Consider the following 23,572-nt stretch of genomic DNA (forward strand, 5'->3'; position numbering starts at 1 on the left):
AGCACAACGAAATCACTCATCTCCGGAGTGACTCGGCGCTTACCGTCCCCGGGCCGCGGTGAATCCTTTCCGCGTTTCGTCATGAAGTGACCTTCGCGAAGGCCACTTCTTCTGCCTCTGCACTCCGCCCACGGGTGCTGCTCCTCCGAGGCGTCTCCCCAGGTCAACCGTCGGGCCGGCCGTACCCTCGGCCGGCCCGCCCCTAGCAGAACGCCGCGCCGCCTCCATCGATCTATCATCGTTCACAGGAGCTTCAGCCATGACAGATACCGATTCCCCGGTCATTCGAACCGTCTTGGAACAGTCCTCGCGAGTCCTTCAGACCTACGCGGTGGACCCGGGTCTCGTGGCTGAGCACGCCAACGGCGAACGTCGTATCACTCAAGGTGGATACGGCGATCGCCAGCTCTTCGAACTCGTCCAGAACGCGGCCGATGAAATCGCGGACCACCCTGGCGGGCAGATCCGGGTGATCCTCACGGAAAACCGACTGTACTGCGCCAATGAAGGTGATCCGGTAACTCCGGAGGGCGCGGAGACCATTCTTCGGATGAGTATGTCCAAGAAACGCGGAGGACAGATCGGGCGATTCGGTGTCGGCGTGAAATCGGTCCTCGTGGTAACCGACACTCCGGAATTCTTCAGCAGCAGCGGAAGTTTCGGCTTCGACCGTTCCTGGTCGTACGAGCAGATCAAGAACGTGTCCGGGATGGTCTCGCGGTACGGGCAAGAATTCGACGCCCCAGTGCTGCGGATGGCCCGCCCGCTCGACGAGCAGGCCGAGCGCGCGGCGGACCCGGTCCTCGACGAACTGCTGACCTGGGCCACGACCGTGGTCCGGCTTCCCCTGCTCCCGAAGGCCGACGATCGGCTCTGCAAGGACATGCACGGCGGTCGCTCCCAACACCAGGGCGAATCCCGCGAGGAGTTCCCTGCCGGTTTCCAGCTCTTCTCGCCGCACGTGGCCAAGGTCGTCCTGGAGGACCGTCGCACGCTTCCGCTCGCCCGGCGGGTACTGACCACGAAGCAGACCGGCGACCTGCACACCGTGGCGGAGGAACGGACCGGGAAGCGCACGGTCGACGACCGCTGGCGGGTCTTCTCCGTCGCTCACGAGCCGGGCCGGGCGGCCAGGGACGACGCCGGTGAACTCCACGATCGACTCTCCCTCGACCTGTCCTGGGCTGTGCCCGCCCTGGAGAAGGACCCGGAGAGCGGTCTGTACATCAGCCCGAAGGCACGCGGCCGGGGCCGCTTCTGGTCCTTCTTCCCGACCAAGTACGAGATGTCGCTGAGCGGCATCCTCAACGGTGCCTGGAAGACCAACGAGGACCGCCAGAACCTTCTGGACTCCTCCCCCTTCAACCAGGAAATGGTCAGAACCGCCGCATCACTGGTTGTGGACTCCCTACCGGGTCTGGCGCCTTCCGAGGACCCTGCTGCCTATCTCCCCTTGCTGCCAGGCCGCGTCAAGGAGGCGATCAGCTGGGCGGACGAGTTCCTGACCCGGGAGATCTGGTCCCGGACCGCGGACCGTCCGTCGCTGCCCGACCAGGACGGGGCCCTGCGCGTCCCGAGCCGGCTGCGTGTGCATCCGCGGTTCGACAAGGACCTGAAGCGGCTGGCCGGTTGGTTGCGGATGTGGCACGAGTGCCCCGGACGTCCTGTGGACTGGCTGCACCCCAGTGTGGAAGCGGACACGCTACGTTCCGGAAAGGTCGAGCACATCCTGAGCGCGGCCGGCCACGTGCGCGCCGACGTCCGCACGTGGCTGGAGGCGCTCGCCGAGAGCGACACCGTGGAGGCGTCCGCGACGGCGATCCGGATCCTCGCCGACATGGTCGAGGTCCGATCCCCGTACGCCGAGGAGGCCAGGAAGGCCCGGATCGTTCTCACCGAGGAGCACGGCCGCGTCGCGCCCGTGCAGGGGCGCGTGTTCCGCCGCGCCGACGAGGGCGGACTCCGCGAGTCCCTGGTGTACGTGGTCGACGGTCTCGCCCAAGACCCCGCACTCGCACACGCGCTCAACGTCCTCGGAATCCGGGAGGCCGACGTCGAGGGCCGCTTCGTCAGCGTCCTCGACCAGGGATTCGACGGGTACCGCGACACGGACTGGGAGCGGTTCTGGGAACTGTTCCGGCAGGCTGGGGGACGACGGATCGCCCACCGCGTCCTGGAGAAGGTCCCGGCGCCACGCGAGACGCTTCGGGTGCGCACGACCGACGGGAGGTTCCGGCCGGTCCGGGATTGCATGCTGCCTGGGCCGGTGGTCGACGCGCGTCGTGATCCGAGCGTCGCCGTCGACAAGGCGTTCCACTCCGACGACCTCGCATTCTTTCCGGAGATCGGCCTGCGTGAGCGTCCCTCGACAGGAGTTCGGCCGGAGAGCGAGACCTGGTTCGAGGAGTACCGGGAAGCAGTCCACTCCGCCTACCTTCGCTCTCTGGACCAGCGTGCCCCTCGTCCCTCGCTGAACCGCATCAAGGTGGAGGGCGCTGCTATCGGCGGCCCGCTCCACCTCTTCCCCTCCCTCTCCGAAGAGTCCCGCGCGGCCTTCCTGAAGGCGCTGCCTGACGACGCCGTGGTCGACAACTGGACCCGTCAGATCGGCGCGCAGGCCAGCACTCGACAGGCCGTTGCCTCGCCGATCCGCTGGATGCTGAAGAAGTACGGGACGGTCGCCACCACCCAGGGGATCAAGCCACTGAGGGAGGCCGTCGGGCCGCAACTCGCGGCCTACCGTGATGTGTTGCCGGTCGCCGACATCTCCCCGGAGAAGGCCCGGAAGCTTCATCTGCCCACCACTGTCGACGACGTCCCCGGCGACCGCTGGGACACACTCCTCGCAGAGGTGGCCCACAGCGAGGACGACTCGTTCGTTGGTGCCGGCTACGTGATGTTGACGCGGTTCGGCGCGGACTTCCCCGAGGACGCCCTGACTCGCTGCCGGGTCGGCGACGACTGGAGCACCCGGCCCGACGACGAGATCACGCTCGCCGTCGGTGCGGCCGAGTACCGGGCGTTGCGCGCCGAGCAGCTGCCCGCACTGCTCGTGGCGACCGTAGAGGACGCCGAGTTGATGGTCGAGAAGTGGGGCATGCTCCGCTACGCCGATGTGATCAGCCGGGAGACCCGCGAGGTCCCTGACGGCGACCCCGTACCGGTGACGGACCTGTTCCCCGCGCTGCGTCAGCGACTGAACAGCGCCAACCGGAACAGCCTGCTGCAGCAGTGCTCCGAGCTGGAGGAGGTCACCCGTACCCCCAACGGCGCGCACGCCACAGCGCTGGATGCAGTGCGCCAGGGCGACACGGTCAAAGTCCGCGTACCGCTCGCCCAGGAGTCGATACTGCGCCTGATCGACCGTGAGCTCGGGCTCGGGCTCGGTACAGCGGGCTGTCGTGCGGTGTTGGAGCACCAGGACCGCATGGACCGGGACAGCGCTATGCAGGCTGCGTTGAAGGCCGTTCGCGAGGCCGAGGACGTGGTCGTCAAGATTGAGCTCCTGATCGGGGCGGACGCACTGCGGGCCGGTCTTCCCGAAGGGTTGATGGAAGCCGAGACGCAGGAGAACGGAGACATGGAGCCGTCCGGGCACCGGATCGCACAGATGGCCTTCAATGCGCACGGCGACGGGGTGCTCCAGCAGCACGCCCGCGACATCCAGGCGAAACTCCCCAACGCGCCTGCCGCGTACGGAGGTTCGTCCGCCGCTGTCTCCTTCGTCTCGGACCTGAAGCTGCCGGTGTCCTTCGCCGGGTCCAGGACCCCTTCCCCGCCCGCGTTCGAGACTGTGGACGGCCCTCGGGACTTCCCCGCGCTGCACGACTACCAGGAGGACCTGGTTCGGAACATATCCGGCATGCTCGACCGGCTGGCCCCTCAGCGAGGCATGCTGTCGCTGCCCACCGGCGCCGGCAAGACCCGGGTCACCGCAGAGGCCGTGATCCGCTGGGTCAAGCGGGTCGACGATCTGAAGGGCCCTCTGCTGTGGATCGCACAGACCGAGGAACTGTGCGAACAGGCCGTGCAGAGCTGGAAGTTCGTGTGGAGCAAGGTCGGTGCGGAGCGGCCGCTCGCCATCAGTCGCCTGTGGAGCAGCAACGAGGCAGGCGATGTCACCGACCACCCGCACCTGGTCGTCGCCACCGACGCCAAGCTGGAGCGGTGCCTGGACGCCGAGCAGTACGCCTGGCTGAGGAGCGCCGCGCTGGTGATCGTGGACGAGGCCCACACCGCCATCTCCAAGCGATACACAGAGGTCCTTGCGCAGTTGGGCCTCACCCAGTACAAGTCCGATCGGCATCTGATCGGCCTGACCGCTACTCCGTTCCGCAACACCAACGAGGACGAGACACGTCGCCTGGTCGGCCGTTTCGGCAACCGCAGGCTCGACGAGGGGGTCTTCCCGTCCGGTGATCCGTACCGGGATCTCCAGGAGTGGGGAATGCTCGCGCAGGTCGAGCACCGCATCATCGACGGCGGCCGGATCGAGCTGAAGCCGGACGAGAAGGTGCAGGCGGAGCGCATGGCGATGCTGTCCCGTTCCGCCGAGCAACGTCTCGCCGACGACCATGCGCGCAGTCGCCGCATCGTCGACGAGGTCGCCGCTTTGCCCAAGGGCTGGCCGACCCTGCTCTTCGCCACCTCCGTGGACCACGCAAAGTATTTGGCCGCCATGTTGAACGACCGCCGTATCGCGGCCGCCGCAGTGGACTCGACCACCAGCACACAGGACCGTCGCCGACGGATCGAGGACTTTCGTACGGGTCGGATCCAGGTACTCACCAACTACGGTGTCCTCAGCCAGGGGTTCGACGCGCCCGCCACTCGTGCCGTGGTGGTGGCCCGCCCCGTCTACAGCACCAACGTCTACCAGCAGATGATCGGTCGCGGACTGCGTGGGCCGCTCAACGGCGGCAAGGACACTTGCCTGATCCTCAACGTCAGCGACAACATCGAGAACTTCGACACCCAACTCGCCTTCACCCAGTTCGAGCACCTCTGGAGCCGGAAGTGACCGACGCGTACCTCGACAGTCCCCCGCTCACCGAGGAGCAGCGGGCCGTGGTCGAGCAGCCCTGGGGCGCCCGTGTCCTGGTGACCGCCGGAGCCGGAGCCGGCAAGACGCACACGCTGGTGCGTCGGCTGGACGCGCTGTGTGGGCACGAGGATCCGGAGGAGTCGCTGGAGGCCGCCGAGATCCTCGTGCTGACGTTCTCCCGGGCAGCGGCCCGTGAGCTGCGGGAGCGCATTGCCCGGCACGGTGATCGGGCCCGTCGGGTGCGGGCGCAGACTTTCGACGCCTGGGCCTACGGGCTGCTGGTCCGGGCGTATCCCGACGGAGAGTGGAGCGCAGCCGGCTTCGAAGAGCGGATCAGGGCCGCGGCCGACGCGATCGACAAGGGAGCGCTGGAGGCCGGGGACGCTGTACCGCCCGCACATGTCGTGATCGACGAGGTGCAGGACCTGTTGGGCCAGCGACGTGAGCTGGTGGAGGCGCTCCTCGACATCTACCAGGACAGCTGCGGTTTCACCGTGGTCGGCGACGCGGCCCAGTCCATCTACGGCTTCCAGATCGAGAACCCGGTCGAGCGTGCCGACGAGACGGGCCGTTTCTTCGACTGGCTGCGCGGTTCGTACCCGGACGAGCTGGTGGAGTTGCATCTCACCGAGAACTTCCGAGCCACCACACCGGAGGCCCGGATCGCGCTGGCGCACGGTCCCCGGCTCCAGTTCGTCAGCGATGCCGACGAAGCCGAGACGCTCTACGAGGGGTTGCGCGACCTCCTCCTCGTCCCGGAGAACGGTCTGGGAACACTTGCCGACCCATTCACTCTGGAGGGGCTGCGCGTCTTCCCGGGCACATGCGCCATCCTCACCCGTGACAACCGTCAGGCCCTCGCGGTCTCCGGTCTGCTCCACGATTACGGCGTCGAGCATCGGCTACGGCGCCCTCTGGAGGACCGTCCTGTGCCGTACTGGGTGGCCGAACTGCTACGACGAGTCAAGTCCTCCACTATCACCGAGGACCGGTTCCGGTCACTGCTCGCGGACATCCCCCTGCCGTACGAGCCGGACCTGGACGTCCTGTGGGCCGGGCTGCGCCGGGCCGCGCGCGGGCCGGGACGGGGCGTCCTCGATCTGGAGCGGCTGCGCGATGTGGTCGGCGACGGCCGCTTCCCGGACGAGCTGGCCGATCCCGAGTCGGCGCCCGTCGTGGTCTCCACGGTGCATCGGGCCAAGGGGCTCGAGTTCGACCGCGTGATCGTGCCGGCCCCGCCGACTGTCGCAGCCCTGCGCAAGCAGCACAAGGACGGGCTGGATCTACCGGCCGAGGCCCGCGCCCTGTACGTGGCGATGACCCGGGCGCGACACGATCTGTACCACGCGGCCCTTCCCGCGCTGCCGGTCCTCAAAAGAGCCGGCCCCCGGAAGAACGGCCGACGGTTCGTCGGCGGATGGCAGACGTGGGACCGGTACGGGATCGTCGGCGAGGCTGGCGACGTCTGCTCTGACAACCCTCCTGGCCACGACGCCGAAGCCGTCGCGACCCAGGCCTACCTCCTGGAGCGGGTCACGTCCGGCCAGGAGGTGGTGCTGCGCAAGCGTCATGACCTGCCTCTCGGCGAGTGGCAGAGCCCACCGTATGCCCTCCTGCACGAGGGACGGGAGGTCGGCGAGATGTCGGAGCGGTTTCGGGAGGATCTGTTCCAGGTGCAGAAGGTGAACCGCACGTGGGATCCCTGGTGGCCCGACGAGATCCATGGATTGCGTGTGGACACTCTGGAGACTGTTGCGGCGAGCAAGGCGGCCGGGGCCAACGCCGGTCTCGGCGATCGAGGTGTGTGGATCGCCCCCCGGATCGCCGGCATCGGAAGGTACCGACGGGCGAACGAGGACGAGGAGCAGCAGGCATGACGCAGGCGAACGGCCGGCACGCCGAGCACTACCGGGTCCGGGACGACGAACTCCTGGTGGGCCTCAAGCGCGAACTGCTCGGCCCCTCCCCTGAGTCTGGGGCGGGTGACCGGGACGAGGTCCTCACCCAGGACGCGCCCATCGATCGGTACCTGACCGGCGTGCTCTACCCGAGGTCGGCCGACTCGGCCGGTGAGCAGAAGATCCGCGAGGACGAGGCCGAACACGAGGGCCTGGACATCGCTCCCCTACGCTCCGCCGACACCGTGGAGGAGTCCGGCACCGCGCAGGAGGTCGGCTCTGCCGGATCTCGCCGTCCGTCCTCGATGGGGCTCACGTTCGCGGTCGACCCGGCCATAAGCGACGCGATCGTCGTCCACACTCGGGCAGCCGTCTACGAGCCGACCGACGCGAACGGGACACCTGTCCCACCTCGCCGCGCCGAGGCTCGCACGACCTCCGACCAGCGGGAGCAATGGCGGCGCCGTGTGCTGGGGCTGCCGGAGCACACGGTCGACGTGGCCACGCCCGCTCCCGACCTGAAAGTCGACCTCGGTTCCGGCGCCGCCCTACGCGTCAATGTCCGTCGCCCCGACCCGACCACCGGCACGGTGACGATCACCGTCACTCTGGTCAACACCCATCAGATCGGCGAGCGGGAGCTCCAGGACGCCTACTCCCTGTTCCAGTGTGGTCTCACCGTCCGCGCCGCCAACAACTCCACCGCCTTCGTGGAACGCCCCGCACCGGCCATAGCGCCCGACCCCGAGGTCGCCACCAGCCGACTGCTCCACCGCCACGCCCCGACCTTTGCCGTGGGCCATGGCTGCGCTGCCGAGTGGGACTGGACGCCGTCGCCGATCGGCATGACCGACTCTCTACCGGCCGCGGTCACCGAAGTGCGCAGCGAGTTCGTACCCGCCGTAGAAGTGCTGCTCACCGACTCCAACCCGGAGATCGACAGCTCCGCCCTGTCGATGCTCGGCCTGGCCGAGGGATCCACCGCCGAGGTACTGGCCGCTCTGGAGGCTCTCGCCACGGGCTACGAGCGATGGATCGACCGCAAACGGTCCGAGGCGGCCGCCTTGGCAAACACCTCGCACGCGAAGGCCGCCATCGACCAGGTCGAGGCCTGTGTCGAAGCGCTCGACCGGATCCGGGCCGGCATCCAACTTCTGGGCACCAAAAGCGACTTGCTACGAGCCTTCCAACTCGCCAATCGAGTCATGGCCGACCAGCGGGCACGCAGTGCCTGGGTGAAGAGCGGCCGGAAGGGACTCCCTGACCCGGCGTCCGGTCACTGGCGTCCCTTCCAGATCGCGTTCGTGTTGCTGTGTCTGGCTGGCATCGACGACGCCGGGCATCCGGACCGTGACATCTCCGACCTGTTGTGGTTCCCCACCGGAGGCGGCAAGACCGAGGCGTATCTCGGGCTCATCGCCCTCACTGCCTTCCTGCGCCGCATTCGACTCGGCGCGGACGGCGGTGGCGTGACCGTGCTGATGCGCTACACCCTGCGTCTGCTCACCCTTCAGCAGTTCGAGCGCGCCGCGATCCTGCTCTGCGCCATGGAACACTTGCGCCGCACCGCGCCGGCGGAATTGGGCACCGAGGAGTTCTCGCTCGGCATGTGGGTCGGCCGCTCCGCCACCCCCAACGCCCTGAAGGTGGCCGCCGAGAAACTCACCGATCTACGTGCGGACCTCGACAGGCGTCTCGCCACGGAGAACCCTGTCCAGCTGCACTCCTGCCCCTGGTGCGGCACCCGGCTCGACGCCCGCGACTACGAGGTCGACGAGGACGCCAAACGGATGTACGTCCGTTGTCCCGGTAACGGCTGCGAGTTCGCCGACGGTCTGCCCGTCCATCTCGTCGACGAGGCGGTCTACTCCGCACGCCCGACACTGGTGATCGCCACCGTGGACAAGTTCGCATCGATGCCGTGGCGACCGGACACCGCCGCCCTCTTCAATCGCGATAACCCGAGTGATGGCACTCCGCCACCGGACTTGATCGTCCAGGACGAACTGCACCTGATCTCCGGCCCGTTGGGCACACTCACCGGCCTTTACGAAACCGCCGTGGACGCACTCTCCGACCATCCCAAAGTGATTGCCTCCACGGCTACCATCCGGCGTGCGGCGGACCAGAGCCACAGCCTCTTCAACCGCCACGTCCGTCAGTTCCCTCCCGGCGGCCTCGACTCCCGGGACTCGTGGTTCGCCGTCGAGACCACCCGTGACGAGAAGGCGAGCCGCCGATACGTCGGGCTCCTCGCCCCCGGCACCAGCCAGTCCACCCTCCTCATCCGCACGTACGCCACCTTGTTGCACCGGGCGAAGCACGCGCGTACCGAGGACGAGGTACGGGACGCGTACTGGAGTCTCGTCGGCTACTTCAACAGTCTCCGGCTACTCTCCGCCGCCGAACTCCAGGTACACGACGATGTGGTGGCCTACTTGGAGCTTCTCGCTGAACGCGAGGGCGTCGATGCCCGATCCATCGCCAACTACTCGGAGTTGACGAGCCGGATCGACGCCAGCGAGATCCCGGTAAGGCTCAAGGGAATCGAGAGGCAGCACCCGGACGAGGACGCCGTGGACGTCCTCCTTGCCACCAACATGATCGCGGTCGGCGTCGACGTGGACCGCCTCGGCCTGATGGCCGTGATGGGCCAGCCGCAGACCACCGCCGAGTACATCCAGGCCACCAGCCGGGTGGGGCGTACCCACCCGGGGCTCGTCACCGTCATGCTCAACGCGACCCGGTCCCGCGACCGCTCCCACTACGAGAACTTCCTCCACTTCCACTCCGCCCTCTATCGCGAGGTCGAGTCCACCTCCGTCACCCCCTTCTCCGCCCGCGCCCGCGAACGCGGCCTGCACGCGGTGATCGTGGCGCTCGCGCGCATCCTGATTCCCGCTGCTCGCCCCAACGAAGGGGCGGGCCGAGTGGACTCCTACGAGCATGTGCTCCGTGGGGACATCAAGACCGTGCTTCTCGACCGCGTGCGGTCCGTCACCCCTGAGGAGATCGACGCGGTCTCAGGAACCTTCGACGAATTCGTCGACCGATGGTGCGACGAGGCCGACACGCACGGAGGTCTGCTCTTCGAACCACGCCGAGGCAACCGCACGCCGTCGCTCCTGAAGTCGTACAACGACGAGTCCGAGGACGCCGAGGCATGGCGGACCCTGTGGAGTCTGCGCGACGTCGACGCCGAGTCCGCCCTGTTCATGGAGGCAACCCGATGACCCCGCCCCCCGCGCGCCGTCGCCGCACCGCAACTTCCGGCGCCGCGCCCGCCCGCAATCTCCCTCGTCGGGGCACGGTCCGTCGCGCCCAAGCGATCACCACGTACGGGGTGGGGTCGCTCATCGCCGTCGACCACGAATCCTTCGTCGTCTCCGGCCTAGACGCGGCCGACCAGCACTGGAACGCCGACGAATCTCCTCGGATCCACGAACGGCGACTCGCCCGCCTCTTGGACGTACAGCACTTCCGCCTGCCTCCCGCCTCGGACGACAGCAGCAAGGACGGCGTCCGGGTCCGCCGTTTCCCCTTGATCCACTCCTGTCCCGAGTGCAACGAACTGCGTCTCCATCGCGACTTCAACTCACCGGCAGGCAAAAGCGTCTGCGGCACCTGTGAAGCCGACCTGGTCCCATCGCGTTTCGTCATCGCCTGCGAGGCCGGACATCTCGACGAGTTTCCGTACTGGCACTGGGTCCACCGGACCACCGGCGCGGGCGGTTCAACCGCAGGCAAGTGCGGTGGAACCCTCAGAATGCGCTCGACCGGCCGCAGTTCCTCCCTTCGCTCAATTCTCGTCTCCTGCACCTGCGGAGTCCCGGAAGTCTCAATGGAGGGATCCTTCCGCAAGAGTGCACTGAAGGACCTCGGCCTCCGCTGCAGAGGCACTCGCCCTTGGCTCGGAACCTCCGAGCCGGCTCAATCCTGTGGCCTGGCCGCGCGCACTTTGCAGCGTGGTTCCTCCGCCGTGTGGCAACCGGTATTGAAGTCGGCCCTGTCCATCCCGCCGTGGAGCGATGGCCGGGCCGACCCACTCGCCGAGTACTGGGACGAACTCCGACAGCTGAGCAGCCGCGCGGAAGTCGCCATGTGCCTCAAGTTCGCCTTCAAGGGCGAGAGTCCGGTCTCCGTCGACGAAGTGATGACGCTTCTCGCCGCTGAACGCGAGGAGGACCCCACCGGCGACGAGACTCCCACCTTCGACCACCGCTACCGTGCCCTGCGGAACAAGGAGTACGAGCGGCTCCGCTCCGGCAACGACGAACGTGAGCGCTCCCGCGACGAGCAGTTCATCTGCGAGACACCGCTCGGCGATCCAGCCGTCCTCGCTCCCCTCGGTGTCACCGGCCCCATGCTGGTGAAGAAGCTACGCGAGGTCCGCGCCCTCAAGGCCTTCACCCGGCTCGCTGATCCCGACTCGACCACCAACGCCCACGAGGCCGCGCTCTCCACGTCAAGACTGACCTGGCTACCCGCCATGGAAGTCCGTGGCGAGGGCGTGTTCCTTCGCCTCGACGACGACCGGCTTGCCTCCTGGGAGCGCGCCACGGCCGTGGCGGCGCGGGTAGAGCGGATGCGCACAGCTCACCAGAGTGTCATTGAGCAGCGCGCCGCCGAACCGGCCCACGCCCAGCCCTCGCCCGCCTCTCCCCGCATGGTTCTGCTCCATACCATCGCCCACATCCTCATCAACGAGTGGAGCCTGGAAGCCGGCTATCCCGCCGCCTCTCTTCGTGAGCGCCTCTACGCCGGCGACGACATGGCGGGAGTGCTCGTGTACACCGCGACGAGCGACTCCGCGGGCAGCCTCGGTGGTCTCGTCGCCCAGGGAGAACCTGACCGTCTCGACCGGGCGATCCGTTCGGCCGTCCTTCGGGCCGCGTGGTGTTCATCAGACCCACTGTGTGTCGAGTCGGAGGCGTCCGGCACCAGCGGGACCAACCTCGCCGCCTGTCACGCCTGCGTGATGCTCCCGGAGACGAGCTGCGAGCACAACAACATCCTGCTCGATCGGGCCCTGCTCGTAGGCACCCCTGAGGATCCGGCCATCGGTTTCTTCAGAGATCTCCTGGTTCACTGACCGCTCCCCTCAGCGGCTTCTGCCTCGAAGTACTCCTGAGCCCGGTCCAGAGCCGTATCCGGATCGCACCCGTGCGCCCGCAGCCAGTGGAGGAGATCGGCGATCAGGTCGATCGCCGTCTCCTCCGCCACGGCGACGTGGACCCCTTCTCGGCCGACCGGATACGGCGGCTCAAGGCCTCCACTCAACGTCAGCACGGCCTCGGCCCGCGTGACCCGTGGTCCTCCCCCGTGACCGCTCGGCGACTTCAAGTCGGTCGCCAACTCGCACCAGGTGACCTTGCGGTCGGCCCTCAGGTAAACACCCCAACGATCGGTCACCGCGTCGACGAGGACCTTCCCTCTCCCCGACTCCGCGTCCGGGTCGGCGGCAAGGAGCGTCGGCAGGACTCTGGTGTCGGGGTCCTGGACCTCGATGCGCAGGTACGTGCCGTTCATCGAAACGGCGAGCGTGGCGGGGGTTCCGGTGCCCACGTGCGTAATGATGTTGGACGCCAATTCGCTCACGCAGAGTTGGGCCGACTCGACCACCCCGTGCAAACCCCAGAGTTCAAGGTGTGCACGCATGGCTCGACGCAGGCCGGCCACCTCCTCGGGCTCGGCCGTGAAGGCCAGGTTCCAAGACCTTCGTGACATGCAAGTGGATGCACAGTCCACAACCAGGCTCCCCACGGCTCGACTTGAGAACGCCATGCGCACTCGTTTCACTACTGAGAGTTGCATTGGAACTTCCAAAATGGAACTCTCATAAGAGGAGTGGAAGAAGTGCGCGGCGTGCCCGTGCGCCCCTGGCGCGCGCCACCTTGCCGCCGCACGCGGTCGCCCTTCACGATCTGGTGGATCGACACGAAAGGCACGGAACATGGCAGTTGGACCCACCACTCGCCGCCGACAACTCGGGGCCGACCTGCGTCGCCTTCGTGAGGCTGCCGGACTCACCCTGGAGGAGGCAGGCGCTCGCGTCGGCTCGTCCAAGGCCACACTCAGCCGCTACGAGACCAAAGAAGGCAGCGTGAAGTGGCCGACGGTCGATGCGCTGTGCCGCGAGTACGGAGCCGCCGGCGCGGAGCGTGAGGCGCTCGTCGAACTCGCCAAAGGCGCCAAGATTCAGGGCTGGTGGCGTTCACTCGCCGACCCGGTCCCCGAATCCATGAACCTCATGCTCACCCTGGAGGACGAGGCCTCGCGCGAGGATCACTACGCCTCCATGTACATCCCCGGACTGCTCCAGACCCGCGGCTACTCCGAAGCCGTGCACCGCGCTTCCGAGATGCGCTGCCCCGAGCAGGAAGTGCGGCACATGGTCGAGATCCGCATGAAGCGCCAGGAGTTGCTCGACCGCGACGAGCCACCGCACGTGTGGGCCGTCATCGATGAGGCGGCGATCCGGCGCGTCGTGGGCGGGCCCGAGGTGATGAGCGCACAGCTGCAACACTTGCTGACCATTTCCGAACGGCCCAACATCACCGTGCAGGTGCTGCCCTTCGCATCCGGCGCCCACGCTGCCGCCGTGGGGAGCTTCCTCATCCTCGGTGGGGCGACGCCCGAACTCGACGTCGTCTACGTTGACATCCTCGGCGGCGGCCTGTTCATGGAGAAGCCCCAGGAACTCGAACGCTATAAGTTGGCCTTCCAGTACCTGTGCGCACAGGCGCTCGACCTCGGCGCCTCGGCGCACCTCATCGACCGCATAAACAGGGAACTTTGATGTCCGACAGAGAGCAACTCCACTGGTTCACATCGTCGTTCAGTGGAGGAAGCGGTAACGAGTGCGTCCAGTGCGCCAGAACCGCCGGCTCGATGGTCGTTCGTGACTCCAAGGCCCCCGAAGGAAACGTGGCTACCTTCGGGACCCGCCCCTGGGGCGACTTCCTGCTCTCCCTTCGGGGCGCCGGCCCCCGCGGCCCTCTGGGCGTGAGGTAGAACTCGCGCTCCGCGGCGCCGGGTTGACCAGGAGCAAGGGCGCCGGGTTGCGCCGCGTCGCGGCCAACGCCACCCGAATCTCCCCCGCCACCCCCTCCCCACGCCACCGCAGGTCCTCCGCTGTGATCGCCAGGACCGGGAGGCCCGCGCGGGCGAGGCGGTTGCGTTGGGAGAGGGTGCGGCGCCAGGAGTCCGGGTCCAGGTGGTACTCGCGGGAGTCGACCTCCAGGGCCAGGCCCTCCGCCGGCCAGTACGCGTCCGGGCGGGCCAGGAAGGTGCCGGTCAGTGGGTCGTGGAGGTTCGGGTTCCAGAGGGGTTCGGGGAGGGAGTGGCGCAGGACCAACGCGCGGGCGTCCGCCTCCAACGGTGAGTGCACACCCGCCCTCAGGTGGTCCTTCGCCCTCGCGACGTACGGGGCGTAGCGGCGGTGGGACGCGCCGAGTTCCGCCAGCAGCGCCTCCGGCGTGCAGAAGCCCCGCTGCACCGCCTCCGCCAGGACCGCCGTCACGTCACGTTCGCAGGTGAGGCCCGGGACCGCGTCCGCCACCGCCCGGGCGATGGCCGCGACGCCGAGGCCCGCCACCGGGAAGTTCTCCGGCATCCGGCGCGTGCGGTGCACCCTCACGAACGCCGCGGACGCACCACGCGCGCCCACACCCCCGTACGGGACCAGCACATCGACGTAGCGCAGCCGCTCCGGGCGCGGTGCCGACCGGAAGTTGTGCAGGGCCAGTGCCGCGAGCCCCGTGAGCAGCGCGCGCTCCCCCGCGTACAGGAGCGCCGCGCGCATGCGTTGGCGCGGCGTCGGCGTACCGGAGTGGAGGACCTGGACCCGCGGCAACACCCGCCGCCACGGGCCGCCGGGGCGGCAACGGTGGCTGGTGGTCGAGTCCGCGCAGCCCAGCGCCACCAGTTGGGCGCGCGTGAGGAGTTGGTCCTGGGTGAGGGCGAGCGGGTGGCGCGCCAGCGCCGCCATGGAAGGGGCGGCGGAGGTGCGCTGGGGAGGGGGCCGGGGAGGGAGCTGTGGAGAGGGCTGGTTCATGTTTCCTTCCTCCCCCACCCAGGCGTGTGCTTACTCTCCGTGTTCGGGGTGCAATGGGGGCGCACGGGACTGTGACGTCTGGCGACGATCCGTTCGTGGTTTCGCGTCACAGACAGACCGCAGGCACCCTCCATGAGACCCACGTCACACTCCCCCGTGTCACATCCCCCCGCCCCGCTCCGTCACCTCTACGTAGCCGCGAAATCGGCACCGTAGCGACCGAAGCAGGACGCAGACCCACAAGACACAGGAGACCCCCATGGAAGCCCGCCTCAACCCCTTCACCAGCCCCCTCGCCGGGAAGGTCATCAAGCACATCAACTCCGCCGGGAAGGTCGTCTCCGACTCCACCCTCCCCGCCGCGACGCAGGAGCTCGTGAAGATCCGGGCCAGCCAGATCAACGGCTGCGGGTTCTGCACCGACATGCACACCAAGGACGCCGCGCACGCCGGCGAGACCGTGCAGCGGCTGCACCTCGTCGCAGCCTGGCGCGAGGCCACCGTGTTCAGCGACGCCGAGCGCGCCGCGCTCGAACTGACCGAGCAGGGCACCCGGATCGCCGACGCGGCCGGCGGCGTCCCGGACGAGGTGTGGGCGAACGCCGCGAAGCACTACGACGAGGAGCAGCTCACCGCCCTCGTCTCGCTGATCGCCATCATCAACCTCTACAACCGCATGAACGTGATCGTGCAGATGCCCGCCGGGGACTACCAGCCCGGACAGTTCGGCTGACAGACCCAGGGCGTAACCTCACAAATGGGCGGGCCCCGGCCCGCCCACCGGAAGCCGCTTCCGGACACCACTACGCAGGAGGTTCACCCCATGGCCCGCGCCCTCCCCACCGCCCCGATAGCCGCCGCCGGACTCGTCGGGGGTTACGCCACCGCCCGGTTCACCAAGAAGCGGCAGCTCGGTGGGGTCGTGCTCGCCGTGGCCGGGGCCGCCGCCGCGACGCAGTGGACGAAGACGCGGGGCGGGAAGGTCGCTGGGGCGCTGACGGGTGCGTACGTGGTCGCGTTCGCCGGGTCGCACCCGCTGGCCAAGAAGGTGGGGGCGTGGCCGGCGGTGTTCGGCGTCGCGGGGGCCGTCGCCGCCGCCTCGTACGTCCTCGTGGACCGCAAGGCCGGCTGACCCGCCCATCGCCCCGCCTAGCGCGCGTGCGTCAGGACGTTCACCACTTTCCCCTGCGGGTCCCGTACGAAGAAGCGGCGCACGCCCCACTCCTCGTCCCGCAGGTCGTGGACGATCTCGGCGCCCGCCGAGCGCATCGCCGCGTACACGGCGTCGACGTCGTCCACCTCCACGCTGATGTCCGGCACCACCGGGGCCGTCGCCTCGTGTGTGAAGAACTGGATCTGTGCGGTGGGGGCGGACGGCGAGACCATCGTCATGATCCAGCCCATGTTCATGGCCTCGCGGAAGCCCAGCGCGCCGTAGAAGTCGCGGTTCGCCGTCATGGATCCCTCCCCCGACACCTCTACGTTCGGGACCGCTCTGCGGATGTGGGTGTGCGTCTCGTTCTCGTCGGTCGCCATGAACGTCATCGTCCCCGGAACGTCGCCCTGTACGCCCCCGGCGACACCCCCAGCACCGACTGGAAGTGCTGTCGCAGCGACGTTCCGGAGCCGAAGCCCGTCTCCGCCGCCACCCGGTCCACGGTGTGGTCCGTCTGCTCCAGCAACTCCCTTGCCCGGTCGACCCGTTGGCGGTTCAGCCAGGTCATCGGGGTCAGGCCCGTCTCCTCGCGGAAGCGGCGGTTGTAGGTGCGGATCGACATGGCGTCGCAGGCCGCCAGCTGCGCCAGCGACAAGGGCTCCGCGAGCCGTCCCAGTGCCCACTCCCGTGAGGCCGACGTCGACGTCGATCCCGGCTCCTCGGCCGGAATCGGGCGTTGGATGTACTGCGCCTGGCCGCCCTCCCGGTGCGGGGGCACCACCGTGCGGCGCGCCAGCTCCGCCGCCACCGCCGCGCCGTGGTCCTCGCGGATCATGTGCAGGCACAGGTCGATGCCGGCCGCCTCCCCCGCCGAGGTCAACACCCGCCCCTCGTCGACGTAGAGGACGTCCGCGTCGACCGTCACCGAGGGGAACGTACGGGCGAAGTGGGCCGAGGACATCCAGTGCGTCGTCGCCCGGCGGCCGTCCAGGAGGCCCGCCGCCGCCAGGACGAACGAGCCGGTGCAGATGGACGCCACGCGGCCGCGGGCCCCGACGACCCGGGTGAGTGACTCCGTCAACTCCTGTTCCAGGCCGGATGGTTGGAGTGTCTCGTCCGTCTCGTGCGAGGCCGGGACCAGCACCGTGTCCGCCGCCGCCACCGTCTCCAGGCCGTGCTCCGCGTAGATCGGGAAGTCGGCGTCCGTGCGGATGCGGCCGGGGCGGGGCGCGCACGTCGTCACCTTGTAGAGGCGCTCGCCCGTGGAGGGATTGCGGGCCGTGCCGAAGAGCTGGTGGATCAGGCCCAGCTCCATGGGCAGGACGCCGTCCCGTACGAGGACCGCTACCGGGGTCGGGCCTTGCACACGTCGAGTGGCCATGGCCAGATTCTTTCACACCGGGGCTGTCTGGCCAGTCGTGCGGGCGTACCGGTCCGGCGCACCGTCGAACCATGGACAGAAAGCCGATCGACAGAACGCGGATCGACAGAAGGCCGATCGCCAGAACGCGGGTCGCCAGAACGCGGATCGACAGGAAGTGGATCGTCGCCGCCGGTGCCGCCCTCGCCATCGTCGTCGCCGGAGCCTTCAGCACGCTGGCCGGGCTGCTCGTGGGGCCGCTGCACGAGGAGCTGGGCTGGTCGCGCTCGGCCGTCGGGTTCGGCTCGCTCGTGAACATGGTCATGTACGGGGCCACCGCGCCGTTCGCCGCCGCCCTCATGGGCCGGATCGGCATGCGGCGGGTCGCCACGGGCGCGCTGGGGCTCGTCGGCGTCGGGGCGCTGCTGGCCACGACGATGACCGCGCCCTGGCAATTCGCCTTGTACTGGGGGGTGTTGGTCGGCATCGGGACCGGGGCCACCGCGACCACCTTCGCCGCGACCGTCACCGAGCGGTGGTTCGTGGCGCGGCGGGGGCTCGTCGCCGGGCTGCTCACGGCGGCCAGCGTCGTGGGGCAGTTCGTGTTCCTGCCGCTGCTGTCCTGGGTGATCGACGGGTGGGGGTGGCGGGCCGCCGCCTACGGGCTCGCCCTCGCCGCCGCGGGCGCGCTGCCGCTCGTGTACGCCGCCGTACGGGATCCGCGCGCCGCCCCGCGTACGCGGACGATCCCGCCGCCACCCGTCAACTTCCTGCGCAGCGGCGCCTTTTGGCTGCTCGCCGGCACCTTCGCCGTCTGCGGCGCCTCCACGAACGGCGTCATGTGGACGCACTTCGCGCCCGCCGCGCACGATCACGGGATGCCGACGACCGTCGCCGCCTCGCTGCTCTCACTCATCGGGATCTTCAACGTCGCCGGGACCGTCGCGTCCGGATGGGCCACCGACCGGATGGACCCGCGGCGGCTGCTCGCCACGTACTACGCGCTGCGCGGCGTCAGCCTCCTCGCGCTTCCCCTGCTGCTGAGCGCGAGCGTGAATCCGCCGCTCGTCGCGTTCACCGTCGCCTTCGGACTGCTCGACGTCGCGACCGTGCCGCCCACCATCGCCCTCGCCCGCGCCCACTTCGGCTCCGCGGCCCCCGTCGTCTTCGGCTGGGTGAGCGCCGCGCACCAGGTGGGCGCGGGTTCGGTGGCGTACGTCGGGAGCGCGGTGCGGGACGTCTTCGGGTCGTACGACATGGTGTGGGTGGGGGCGGGCGTGCTGTGCGCGGTGGCGGCGCTGGGGGCGCTCGTCATCGGGCGCGGGGAGCCGCGGGCGACGTCGTCCTCTTCCGGCGACCCGCGGCGGGCCGTTCCGACCGCCGACCCTCAGCGGCCCGCGTCCACCGGCCTCCAACGGTGAGCATCCGCCGAGCCGCGGGGCAGCCCGGCCCGCCGCCGCTACGAACGGCACGCCGCCCGGCCCCGGCCCCGTAAAGCGCTACGCCCCCAACGCCCGCGACACCGTAAAGATCAGCAGACCCGCCAGCGAACCCACCACCGTGCCGTTGATCCGGATGAACTGCAGGTCGCGGCCGATGTGCGCCTCGATCTTGCGGGTCGTGTGCTCGGCGTCCCAGCCCGCGACCGTGTCCGTGATGAGGGACGTGATCTCCGCGCGATACGTCGTCACGACGTACACCGCCGCGCCCTCCACCCAGCCGTCCACCTTCGAGCTGACGTCCGGCTCCGTCGCCATCCGGCGGCCCAGCGAGAGCAGCGAGGCCCGCACCCGAAGACGCAGCTCACTGCGCTCGTCCTCGGCCGCCGCGACGATCATCTGGCGGACCGCGGACCACGCCGAGGCGATGATGTCCTGCACCTCGGAACGGCCCAGGATCTCCGACTTCAGACGCTCCACACGGTCCCGGGTGTCGGAGTCGGACTGCAGATCGGCCGCGAAGTCGGCGAGGAAACGGTCGAGCGCCCCGCGCGCGGGGTGCCCCGGCATGTCGCGCATCTCCGTGACGAAGCGGAGGAGCTCCTTGTAGACGCGCTCGCCCACCCGCTTGTCGACGAAACGGGGCGTCCAGCCGGGGGCGCCGCCCTCCACCGCGTCCATCACCGAGTCGGAGTGCAGCACCAGCCAGTCGTGGGCGCGGGCGCACACCAGGTCGACGACCCGCTTGTGACCGCCGTCGGCCACGACCTTCTCCAACATCTTGCCGAGCCCCGGCGCGATCTCCGCGTTGTCCGCCCGGCGCGTGATGGCCTCGCCGACGATCGCCTGCACATCCGAATCGCGCAGCACCGTCAGGGCGCCCCGCAGCGCCGTCGCCAGCTCCGCCGTCACCCGATCGGCGTGATCCGGCTCCGCGAGCCACGCACCGAGGCGGCTGCCGATACCGACGGCGCGCAACCGGTCCCGTACGACATCACCCGACAGGAAGTTCTCGCCGACGAACTCGCCGAGCGAGACACCCAGCTGATCCTTCTTGGTCGGGATGATCGCCGTATGCGGAATGCGCAGGCCGAGCGGGTGCCGGAACAGGGCAGTGACCGCGAACCAGTCGGCCAGCGCGCCGACCATGCCTGCCTCCGCGGCCGCCGCGACGTAACCGGTCCAGACGCCCGCGCCCGCGTGCTCCGCCCACGTCGCCAGTACGTAGACGAGCGCGACGAAGACCAGCAGCCCGGTCGCCGTCAGCTTCATCCGGCGCACGCCGCGCCGCTTCTCCTCATCCGCCGCGGTGAACTCACCGACGAAGCGGCGGCCGGGGCGGGTGGGCCGGGATTGACCCGATGTGGCGCGGGAATACTGCCCACTGTCCGCTTCGGCCGCTTCAACTGCTTTGTCCGCTGTGTCGTACGCCCCCTGGGCCCCGCGCTTCACGTCGCCGTCCACTCAGCCCACTCCGCATCGGTCATCGACCCGACTGCCACCGGCCATCACTCCCGACTCTCGTCGGCTTCGACTTCGGCTGTCATTCGCCTCACACATTGTCTCTTCCTGACCTACTCCCGGAACGAACCAAAGGTTCCCGGCGTCTACCTGTCCGGAGGGGGGCAGTGTCGGCCCTCGCCCGCCCCATGACGCATCATGGGTTCATCACATCGGAGCCTCGGGCTCCCCCTGCCCGAGGAGACACACACCGCATGACCAAGCGTCACGGTTATGCCTTGTTGACCGCGCTCGTCGCGGTCGTCGTGATGATCTCTGCCGCCATTTACGTGGGCTTCTCCGGAGTCTTCGGCGGCGACGACGACATACAGGCCGGCGGCGCGCACCCGCGCAGCTCAGCCGCCCCCGCCTCCACCGGCACCTGGGCCGGCAGCTGGGCCGCCTCCCCCGCCGGCGGGGAACCCGGCACGGAGACGAATGGATTCTTCGGCCACTCCATCCGCAACATCGTGCACACCAGCGTCGGCGGCAACGCCGCGCGCATCACCCTCTCGAACCTGTACGGGCAGTCGCCCCTGCGCATCACGCACGCCTCGATCGCCGTGGCCTCGGCGCCCAACAACCCGACGGCCCTGTCCGACACGATGCGCCGCCTGACGTTCTCCGGGAACTCCTCGGTCGTCATCCAGCCCGGCCAGCAGGCCATCAGCGACGCGCTGCGGATCACCGTGCCGAGCGACTCGGACCTGCTCGTCACCACGTACTCGCCGACGCCGTCCGGACCGGTCACGTACCACCCGCAGGCCCGCCAGATGTCGTACGTCGCCCGGGGCGACCGCACCGAGGAGCCCAGCGGCACGCTCTACAACCAGCAGAGCCCGTACTGGCGCTACCTCAGCGCCCTCGACGTGCTCAGCAACGAGGCGCAGGGCACCGTCGTCGTCATCGGCGACTCCCTCACCGACGGCATCACCTCCACCATGGGCGCCAACCGCCGGTGGACGGACATACTCGCCGAGCGGCTGCGCACGGAGTCGGGCGCCCCGCGCTACGGCGTCGTCAACCAGGGCATAAGCGGCAACCGGATACTGGCCGACGGCTTCGGCCGTCCCGCCAACAACCCGAGCGGCCTGTCCCGCTTCGAGCGTGACGCGCTCAGCCGCTCCGGCGTCCGCGCCGTCATCATCGACCTCGGCATCAACGACATCCTGCGCACGCCGCAGCAGACCGACCCCGCGAAGATCGTCGACGGCCTGCGCGAGATGACCCGGCAGGCGCACGCGCGCGGCCTGCGGGTCGTCGGCGCGACGCTCATGCCGTTCCAGGGCCACCCCGGCTACCGCCCGAACCTGGAAGTGGTCCGCCAGTCCGTGAACGAGCAGATCCGCGCCGGCAAGGTCTTCGACAGCCACGTCGACTTCGACCGCGCCCTGCGCGACCCGTACAACCCGCGCCGCCTCCTCGACCAGTACGACTCCGGCGACCACCTCCACCCCAGCGACGCGGGCTACCGCAAGATGGCGGAGACGCTGAACCTGTCGTCGCTGCGGGGGTCGACGGGGGCGGAGTTGTAGCCGGTACGGGCTGAGACCGGCGACGTACGACGAAGGGCGCCCCGCTGCCGGGGCGCCCTTTCGTGTGTGCGGCTGGAGGGACTCGAACCCTCACGGGATTTCTCCCACGGGCTCCTAAGGCCCGGGCGTCTGCCAATTCCGCCACAACCGCAACAAAGCGGACATTGCGCCTGGCTGGCGCGTTCCGCCCCGTCAGTGTACGGCGACGCCGCTCGACGCGGGAGCGCGCCCGCCACCCCGGCACCAAGTACTGGTCAGCGCATGGCAGTTGGGACACAGGTAGCGCAGGTTCTCCCGGCGGTTGTCCAGTGGGTCGCCGTTGACGTGGTCGATCTCCAGAATCAGCCTCTTCCCGTGCCACAACTCGTCCTGGCCGCATTCGGCACAGGCGCATGGCACACCGATCTCGTCGAGCGCGCGGCGCAACAGGTGCGTTCGCGTGCGGCGCGAGCCTCTCCTCTGGAGGACCAGGATCTCGTCGGCATGTCTGCGCCTCGGCGACCTGACTCCAGCGTGGTGCCCCTGCCCGACGAAGTGTTCCGTCGAGAGCCCGTACTCGTCGATGCTGCGCACGGCCCGGGCACGTGCCGCCCCGTTGTACTCGGCGAAGCCCAGACGGCGCATGAGATCGGCCAGGCTGCGCGAAGCCGCGACGGCTGCCGTGAGCTCCGGCTCCGGCAAGAGATCACCGCAGCGCGGCGCACGCGGGGGTACGAAGTGGCCGACGTCGATGCCGAAGTGAGCAAGCCTTCGCTTCACGTGCTGATACGGGCCGTCCTCGGGCGGGATGCCCATGTGAACGAACATCTCCCGGATGCTGGTGGAGCACGATGCCGCTTCCGCCAGCACCTCCTTGCCGTACGACCGCTTCGGACGTTCGGGAAGCGCTTCCTCCTGGAAGTGGGACGTGTCGATCCCGTAGCGGACGAGGCGGTGCCGCAGATAGTTGTAGGGCTTGCTGCCCATCGGCGCCCCGACGCGGCGCATCAGATCGACGAGGCTGGACGACTCCCTGGCCGCCTCCACCAGCACAGAGCGGGGGTACTTGCTCATTCCGCGCCCCGCTTCCGGCCGCGATACGTGTCCGTCACCGTATGGCAGTTGGGGCACAACAGGCGCAGGTTCTCCGGGCGGTTGTCCCACCACTCGCCGTTCAGGTGATCGACCTCGAGCGGAATGGGCCGCCCTCGCCACTGCGACCGACCACACGCCGCGCACTGCTCCGGGACGCCGAGTCGTAGCAGTTCCCGGCGAAGGCGAACCCCAGGGATCCGCCCACGCTCCGGGGAGCGCAAGGTCAGCGGGCTCGCCAGATCCTTGGTCGCCTTCTGCCTGGGCGGCGTGAAGTGCGAGGTGTCGATACCGAGTGCCGCGATCCGGCGGCCGATGTGGGCCTGATTGCCGCCAACATCGTTGATGCCCAGGCGCCGCACCACCTCCCGGACGCTCCGCGATTCCGCGACCGCCGCCCGCAACGCCTCCTCCGTGTGCCGCACCGCCCCGTGCTGGAAGTGCGAGGTGTCGATGCCGGCCTCGGTCATCTTTTGGTGGAGGTACCGCTTGCTGTATCTCGTCGGCTCACCC

At 69.1% G+C, this 23,572-nt stretch carries 17 protein-coding genes and 1 tRNA gene; 10 read left to right on the forward strand and 8 right to left on the reverse strand.

The features are described 5' to 3' along the window. Nucleotides 1–259: 259 nt before the first annotated feature. From OKJ99_RS10295 to OKJ99_RS10310, 4 genes are read left to right on the forward strand one after another with little or no spacing between them, the layout of a single operon-like run. Entirely contained in the window at nt 260–5,020 is a 4,761-nt protein-coding gene (locus OKJ99_RS10295; RefSeq protein WP_326015566.1) for a DEAD/DEAH box helicase, read from the forward strand. Continuing rightward, nucleotides 5,017–6,921 (forward strand): ATP-dependent helicase, encoded by a 1,905-nt coding sequence (locus OKJ99_RS10300; RefSeq protein WP_326015567.1) that lies wholly within the window; start codon nt 5,017–5,019, stop codon nt 6,919–6,921. The genes OKJ99_RS10295 and OKJ99_RS10300 overlap by 4 nt, the downstream gene beginning before the upstream one ends. After that, nucleotides 6,918–10,175 carry a helicase-related protein gene (locus OKJ99_RS10305; protein WP_326015568.1) on the forward strand — a complete coding sequence of 1,086 codons (3,258 nt, stop codon included), beginning with the start codon at nt 6,918–6,920 and terminating at the stop codon, nt 10,173–10,175. Before OKJ99_RS10300 ends, OKJ99_RS10305 begins: the two co-directional genes overlap by 4 nt. Then, complete coding sequence (locus OKJ99_RS10310; RefSeq protein WP_326015683.1) at nt 10,172–12,034, forward strand: DUF1998 domain-containing protein; 1,863 nt, start codon at nt 10,172–10,174, stop codon at nt 12,032–12,034. Before OKJ99_RS10305 ends, OKJ99_RS10310 begins: the two co-directional genes overlap by 4 nt. Here OKJ99_RS10310 and OKJ99_RS10315 read toward each other — a convergent pair. Next, nucleotides 12,028–12,669 carry an ATP-binding protein gene (locus OKJ99_RS10315; protein WP_326015569.1) on the reverse strand — a complete coding sequence of 214 codons (642 nt, stop codon included), beginning with the start codon at nt 12,667–12,669 and terminating at the stop codon, nt 12,028–12,030. The genes OKJ99_RS10310 and OKJ99_RS10315 overlap by 7 nt on opposite strands. Before the next feature lie 226 nt (nt 12,670–12,895). On the opposite strand from OKJ99_RS10315, the gene OKJ99_RS10320 reads away from it, so the two are divergent. Together OKJ99_RS10320 and OKJ99_RS10325 are read left to right on the forward strand one after the other, a co-directional pair. Continuing rightward, complete coding sequence (locus OKJ99_RS10320; RefSeq protein ID WP_326015570.1) at nt 12,896–13,741, forward strand: helix-turn-helix domain-containing protein; 846 nt, start codon at nt 12,896–12,898, stop codon at nt 13,739–13,741. Beyond that, complete coding sequence (locus OKJ99_RS10325) at nt 13,741–13,956, forward strand: DUF397 domain-containing protein (protein ID WP_326015571.1); 216 nt, start codon at nt 13,741–13,743, stop codon at nt 13,954–13,956. Before OKJ99_RS10320 ends, OKJ99_RS10325 begins: the two co-directional genes overlap by 1 nt. Here the strand turns inward: OKJ99_RS10325 and OKJ99_RS10330 are convergent. Continuing rightward, nucleotides 13,874–14,998, reverse strand: coding sequence for a hypothetical protein (locus tag OKJ99_RS10330; protein WP_326015572.1), 1,125 nt, complete (start codon nt 14,996–14,998; stop codon nt 13,874–13,876). The two genes, OKJ99_RS10325 and OKJ99_RS10330, sit on opposite strands and share 83 nt — an antisense overlap. A 259-nt stretch (nt 14,999–15,257) precedes the next feature. Between OKJ99_RS10330 and OKJ99_RS10335 the strand changes: the two genes are divergently transcribed. Further along, nucleotides 15,258–15,731 (forward strand): carboxymuconolactone decarboxylase family protein, encoded by a 474-nt coding sequence (locus tag OKJ99_RS10335; RefSeq protein ID WP_326015573.1) that lies wholly within the window; start codon nt 15,258–15,260, stop codon nt 15,729–15,731. A 90-nt stretch (nt 15,732–15,821) separates the two neighbouring features. Further along, the gene (locus tag OKJ99_RS10340; protein WP_326015574.1) at nt 15,822–16,130 is read left to right on the forward strand and encodes a hypothetical protein; all 309 of its coding nucleotides are present in this window, start codon (nt 15,822–15,824) and stop codon (nt 16,128–16,130) included. Nucleotides 16,131–16,147: 17 nt separating this feature from the next. Here the strand turns inward: OKJ99_RS10340 and OKJ99_RS10345 are convergent, their stop codons facing one another. Further along, the gene (locus OKJ99_RS10345) at nt 16,148–16,534 is read right to left on the reverse strand and encodes a VOC family protein (RefSeq protein WP_326015575.1); all 387 of its coding nucleotides are present in this window, start codon (nt 16,532–16,534) and stop codon (nt 16,148–16,150) included. 5 nt (nt 16,535–16,539) lie between these two features. After that, complete coding sequence (locus OKJ99_RS10350) at nt 16,540–17,535, reverse strand: GlxA family transcriptional regulator (RefSeq protein ID WP_326015576.1); 996 nt, start codon at nt 17,533–17,535, stop codon at nt 16,540–16,542. 71 nt (nt 17,536–17,606) lie between these two features. Here OKJ99_RS10350 and OKJ99_RS10355 point away from each other — a divergent pair, with 71 nt between their 5' ends. Then, nucleotides 17,607–18,935: an MFS transporter gene (locus tag OKJ99_RS10355; RefSeq protein WP_326015577.1), complete on the forward strand. Its 1,329-nt coding sequence runs from the start codon at nt 17,607–17,609 to the stop codon at nt 18,933–18,935. A 78-nt stretch (nt 18,936–19,013) separates the two neighbouring features. Here the strand turns inward: OKJ99_RS10355 and OKJ99_RS10360 are convergent, their stop codons facing one another. Continuing rightward, a complete protein-coding gene (locus tag OKJ99_RS10360; protein WP_407700669.1) occupies nt 19,014–20,225 on the reverse strand; it encodes a DUF445 domain-containing protein in 1,212 nt (403 codons plus the stop codon). Nucleotides 20,226–20,668: 443 nt separating this feature from the next. Between OKJ99_RS10360 and OKJ99_RS10365 the strand changes: the two genes are divergently transcribed. Then, nucleotides 20,669–21,988, forward strand: coding sequence for an SGNH/GDSL hydrolase family protein (locus tag OKJ99_RS10365; RefSeq protein ID WP_326015579.1), 1,320 nt, complete (start codon nt 20,669–20,671; stop codon nt 21,986–21,988). Nucleotides 21,989–22,055: 67 nt separating this feature from the next. On the opposite strand, the gene OKJ99_RS10370 is transcribed toward OKJ99_RS10365, so the two are convergent. The 3 genes from OKJ99_RS10370 to OKJ99_RS10380 all read right to left on the reverse strand — a co-directional run bounded on the left by OKJ99_RS10370 (nt 22,056) and on the right by OKJ99_RS10380 (nt 23,529). Continuing rightward, a tRNA-Leu gene (locus tag OKJ99_RS10370) sits at nt 22,056–22,139 on the reverse strand. A gap of 41 nt (nt 22,140–22,180) precedes the next feature. Then, nucleotides 22,181–23,041, reverse strand: coding sequence for an HNH endonuclease (locus OKJ99_RS10375; protein ID WP_326015580.1), 861 nt, complete (start codon nt 23,039–23,041; stop codon nt 22,181–22,183). Next, nucleotides 23,038–23,529, reverse strand: a complete 492-nt coding sequence (locus OKJ99_RS10380) for an HNH endonuclease (protein WP_326015581.1) — start codon at nt 23,527–23,529, stop codon at nt 23,038–23,040. Before OKJ99_RS10380 ends, OKJ99_RS10375 begins: the two co-directional genes overlap by 4 nt. Nucleotides 23,530–23,572: the final 43 nt, after the last annotated feature.

The sequence above is a fragment of the Streptomyces endophyticus genome (genome assembly GCF_035798155.1).
Lineage (GTDB): Bacteria > Actinomycetota > Actinomycetes > Streptomycetales > Streptomycetaceae > Streptomyces > Streptomyces endophyticus.